At 52.1% G+C, this 3,016-nt stretch carries 2 protein-coding genes; both read left to right on the top strand.

Annotated features, from left to right (window positions below; all coding sequences use genetic code 11):
* On the top strand, positions 1–1,040 hold a 1,040-nt coding region (locus QZP87_RS01185; RefSeq protein ID WP_291321097.1), incomplete at its 5' end, for a HipA domain-containing protein.
* A 2-nt stretch (positions 1,041–1,042) separates the two neighbouring features.
* Entirely contained in the window at positions 1,043–2,161 is a 1,119-nt protein-coding gene (locus QZP87_RS01180; RefSeq protein WP_291321096.1) for an endonuclease/exonuclease/phosphatase family protein, read from the top strand.
* The last annotated feature ends 855 nt before the right edge of the window (positions 2,162–3,016 follow it).

Genomic DNA, 3,016 nt, shown 5'->3' with positions numbered 1-3,016 from the left:
CCTTTCCTTTTGACCGGCAGGAAGCCCTGCAACTGGCCGTTGACCAGAAGGTCAAGATGTCCATTTCAGGGGTCCAGCCCAAGCTTGGCGCCCAATTATCCCTGAAAAACAGGTGTTTTGAGATCACGCAAAAGGGCGGCTCCTACATCCTGAAGCCGGACAATCCACATTCCCCGCATGTGCCTGCCAACGAAGCCGCAACCATGCACATTGCCGGCCTGGCGGGAATGGCCAAGCCCCTTTCCGGGATGATCTACGACAGGAACCGTCAGTTGATCTACTTTGTGAAGCGCTTTGACCGGGTTGGGAAGGGCAAGCGCGCTGTGGAGGATTTCGGACAGCTGCTGGGGCTGAGCAGGGCGAAGAAATACGACGCAAGCATGGAAGACCTGGCCCGGGTGGTAAAGAAGTACGCCTCCTTTCCAGCCATTGAACTGTCAAGGCTGTACGCCCTTGTTCTCCTGAATTTTCTGCTGGGCAATGAGGACGGCCATGTCAAGAATTTTTCCCTGATTACGGACGCCAAAGGGGTTGTCCGGCTCTCCCCTGTCTACGATCTGGTGAACACGACCATTCTCGCCGCTGGGAACGCCCCGGTCATGGAAGAGACGGCTTTGCCGTTACATGGCAGGAAAAAGGGGCTGACCAGGCTGGATTTTGAGGAATATCTCGGGCAAAAGGTCATGGGATTGTCGCCAAAGGCTGTCGGCAGCATTGGCCGGAATCTGGAGCAGGCCCTGATGCGCGGTGCAAATTTCATCCATGCCGAGTCGTTTCTGTCTGCAGAGATGAAGCTGAAGTACCTTTTTGTCATGGGCATGCGCAGGTTGCGTCTCGGCTTTCATGCCCCGCTGCCGGAGGGCGAATTTATGGGATATCTGTACCCGGAAGAAAAGGATCGCCTTTGCTTTGCCAGACTGGAAACCCTCGGCATGAACCTGGTCTTTTCCCCGGTCCGGGAGATGGAAAAATATCAGGACAAACTGGTCAAGGTCACGGTCAGTTCCGGTGAGACCAGGATTGCACTGCATAGAGATTGAAGATGGACAAGATCATTTATCCTGAAAGATTCACAACTCTGGACGTGCTCGCGCCTGTCCCGTTGGCCGGCATTCTGGCACTTTTTCTGTACGGGCACCTGGGCCTGGATCCTTGGGTTCCGGTCGCCCTGCTGCTGACGGTGTTCCCCTTTCTTTTCGCGGCCAGCATTGGCTGGTACGTGTTGTACGTTGTCCTGCGCAAGACAACATATTCGGTGCTGTTATTCACTCTGGCTCTGGTTCTGGCAGCATTCAGATACACGGATTTCATCATGCCCACGGATGTCTCGGGTGTCGAGCAAAGCAGCTCAATCAGGGTGATGACCTGGAATGTCCAGCGCATGGGGTATTTTGACACTCGCGAGCATGTGCCGACCAACCTGGACGCCGCAACCGCCAAAATCCGCCATGCCCAGCCGGATGTCCTGGTATTGCAGGAAATCTCCCGCCGGCACTTGAATGCTTTGCAGCGAAGGCTTGGTTTGCAATCAAACGCCTGTCACTGGACCGACTACCATGGCCGGGGCATAGACCACCTTGGAGGGCTGGCTATTTGCGTGATCAATGACCGGGAGTGGACCATCCTGACCAAGAGGTCACTGGATCTTCCGCCCTCCTGGAAATACCTGTTCGTCGAGATTGCCGATAGGCGGGATCAGACGTTCAATCTGCTGGGGCTGCATCTTGTGCCGCCCAAAGTGACCGAGGATGGGGTAAGGGAGATGACGGGCAAAACTATGCGTCTGGATATGAGCGCTTTCAGCGATCTCTTAGACACCCTGCGGGAATATAGGACTCAAATCCACTTGCAGGAGAACCAGATTCAGAAGGTCATCGAACGTATCCAGAATTTTCGGGATCCAACCGTCATGGCCGGAGATTTCAACACCCCGCCTGACCTTCCACTGCATTACAGGCTGCGCGGACAATTCCAGGACGCCTGGGGTTTAGCCGGAACTGGACTGGGTTATACTCGGGTCTGGGGCGGGTTTCTGCCGTTGCGCATCGATTTCATCTATGCCTCGAAATCTTTGGCTGTTGGAACGGCGGGCAATCTGGATGCCGGGGTTTCCGACCACCGCCCCGTTATCGCCACCTTGTACCTCAATTCCGATTCATAGATGTCTGAGAAGCAAGTCTATCCCATTTCGATCCACTGGTATTGCAAGTGCTTTTACCAATGCCGCTTTGTTGGGGAATTGAAGATCTATGGCCTGCCATAGCCGCGATAGATGGAGAGCGCCCCTGTCTGTATCTCGCCGCGTTCGCACCGTCTGACTGACGTAGTCGGCATACATTTCCGGAAAGCCTATCTTGAATTCCAGGGCAAACCCGGTTCCCATCACGCCCCTGCAGTTCACCGTATTTACCATGGTTTGGGCATCGACGTTGAAAACCGTTGTTTCAGAGTATTTGAGCACTACGACCTCATGATAGATTTATACTATGCTTTTTTTTGCGATCAAATAAAGAAAAAGGGGATATTCACTTGCTGATGCGCATTAAGGTAAAGGCTGGGCAATATGTCAATTGATACTCAAGCATAGTACAAGTGATTTCATTCCATTTACTTTCATTCTTAAACCATTGCTGAGTTTAACAGTTTAGCCATTTAGATGTAGCACCGGGACTGGCTCTTCCAGCACTTATTTTTATCTGATGTAAAAATTATTTTTTAACAAAAATAAGTGCTGGGGTGACTGTCCCCTGCTTCCTTAAAAAAGAGCTAAGGGATGTTCAAAATACCAATATACCGTTACTGTTTAGTGGCTTACTCCTGAAACCCTGTCACAAAAAACAATAACCACGCGAAGCGCGTGGCAGGCCTTAGACAGGGTTAACAGAATTGACAGGATACCTTTTGGCCTGGCTTCCGCCTGTCACGCCTGTGGCGTGATTTAATTGCTCGCAGAGCAAGCCCGAAGGGCATTAAACTGGGAGCCAGGACAAAAATGATTTTCTCTTCATCAATCTCT

The sequence above is a fragment of the Desulfonatronospira sp. genome, from assembly GCA_003563255.1.
Taxonomy (GTDB): Bacteria; Desulfobacterota; Desulfovibrionia; order Desulfovibrionales; family Desulfonatronovibrionaceae; genus Desulfonatronospira.
Note: the sequence above shows the minus strand (reverse complement) of the source record. Positions and strands in the feature narration are given on the sequence as shown.

Excerpts from the sequence above, each read along its gene's own strand:
- QZP87_RS01180 (WP_291321096.1), top strand. The coding sequence starts at position 1,043 with ATGGACAAGATCATTTATCCTGAAAGATTCACAACTCTGGACGTGCTC.